General features: G+C 60.7%; 2 protein-coding genes. One reads left to right on the plus strand and one right to left on the minus strand.

What is annotated here, in order from left to right; genetic code table 11:
• The first annotated feature begins 106 nt into the window (after positions 1 to 106).
• Entirely contained in the window at positions 107 to 778 is a 672-nt protein-coding gene (gene rpiA / locus GIW02_RS26965) for a ribose-5-phosphate isomerase RpiA (RefSeq protein WP_236411058.1), read from the plus strand.
• 138 nt (positions 779 to 916) lie between these two features.
• Here rpiA and GIW02_RS26970 read toward each other — a convergent pair whose 3' ends face one another.
• A complete protein-coding gene (locus tag GIW02_RS26970) occupies positions 917 to 1,831 on the minus strand; it encodes an SdiA-regulated domain-containing protein (RefSeq protein WP_236411061.1) in 915 nt (304 codons plus the stop codon).
• Positions 1,832 to 1,908 lie beyond the last annotated feature (77 nt).

Genomic DNA, 1,908 nt, shown 5'->3' on the forward strand with positions numbered 1-1,908 from the left:
GCCAAGGAGTCTAACCCAGCGTTTGGCCGGGAGACCACACGAATCCCAAGGTTTGTTGGGGTATACTCGCGCGCCTCAATAACTCCCCGCCCGTTCCGGAGCCCGCATGACCCAGGATCAACTCAAACAGGCAGTGGCCCAGGCCGCCGTCGATTTAATCCTTCCCAAACTCGACGACAAAAGCATCGTCGGTGTTGGCACCGGCTCCACCGCCAACTGCTTTATCGACGCGCTGGCCCAACACAAGGGCGCATTCGATGGCGCCGTGGCCAGCTCCGAAGCGACCGCCGCGCGCCTCAAGGGTCATGGCATTCCGGTGTACGAGCTGAACACCGTCAGCGACCTGGAGTTCTACGTCGACGGCGCCGATGAAAGCGACGAGCACCTGAACCTGATCAAAGGCGGCGGCGCAGCCCTGACGCGCGAGAAGATCGTCGCGGCCGTGGCCAAGACGTTTATCTGCATCGCCGACGCCAGCAAGCTGGTACCGGTACTCGGCGCATTCCCGCTGCCGGTGGAAGTGATCCCGATGGCCCGCAGCCACGTGGCCCGCGAGCTGGTGAAACTGGGCGGCGACCCGGTGTACCGCGAAGGCGTGTTGACCGACAACGGCAATATCATCCTCGACGTGTTCAACATGCAGATCACCGATCCGGTGGCGCTGGAAACCCGGATCAACGCCATTGTTGGCGTGGTCACCAACGGCCTGTTCGCCGCGCGCCCGGCGGATGTGTTGTTGCTGGGCACTTCCGAAGGCGTGAAAACCCTCAAGGCCTGAGAACGCCATAGGTCCAATGTGGGAGGGGGCTTGCCCCCGATAGCGGTGTGTCAGCTAAACATCTGTTGACTGACACTCCCTCATCGGGAGCAAGTCGAACCGTCGCACCGCCCCTCCCACATTGGTTATGCCGCGTTTTCAGGGATTTGTTTTCTTGAACACGTAAAACAGGTTCGGCTCGCTGACCAGGTACAACGTGCCGTGGTCATCCATGGCGATGCCTTCGGCCTGCGGCACCCGCTTTGTCAGGCCATGGCGCCCGTTGAGCAGCGACAAACTGCTTAACGGGCGACCGTCGATATCCAGCTCCAACACCAGAAACGACTCATCCGACAGCGCCAGCAAGTGGCCGCTGCGCTCATCGTATTGCAGGCTCGACAGGTCGCGCACAAACAGCCCGGCGTCCCGCTTGGGGTTGTTGATCACATGCACCGAGTAGGTTTTTTCCGGTTTGAAATGGGGAAAGCCATGAACCTCGTAAATCAGCATCGGGTCGCGCTCCTTGGCCACGAACAGGCGCTTGCCCACCGAGTCATAGGCCAGGCCCTCGAAGCCCTTGTTGCCGCCCTCATGCAGGCCGAGGGTCATCTGCTCGGCATCGGCGGCGTCGAGAAACCGAGTGTCGTCGTCCACATGCACCTTGATCAGCCGCTGCTGGCGCTCATCGCTGATGACATAAATGTTGTCGCTGATGAATTCCACCGCTTCGGCATCACCAAACCCCACCAGCGGAATGCGCCGCAGGATATTGCCCTCCAGCGACAGCTCGATCAGCTCGGCATTTTGATTGGTGACGGTAAACAGGCTTTTACGCACCGGGTCGTAGGTCAGGGCCGAGACGTCGTCGTCCAGCCCCTCGATCACCTGAGCCTCCAGCACCACGCGGTAATCCGCCAGGCCGATGGAGCGCATGTCCGCCGGCTGGCGCCACGCTTGCCAGTTGAACCAGGCGCGCTCGAACAGGCGAAAGTGCTGCGCAGCGACTCCGGCGCAGACCAGGGCAATCAGCACGAGCATGAATAGAATGGGTTTAGGGCGGGCAAGTCGACGCATCGGGCGGGCTCAAGCTCAAAAAAGTTGCGTATGAATATCACGACTCTCTCAACTCAAGCTTAAGTACGCCATCGTCT

Origin of the sequence: Pseudomonas syringae, assembly GCF_021606685.1 — a bacterium.
Lineage (GTDB): Bacteria > Pseudomonadota > Gammaproteobacteria > Pseudomonadales > Pseudomonadaceae > Aquipseudomonas > Aquipseudomonas syringae_R.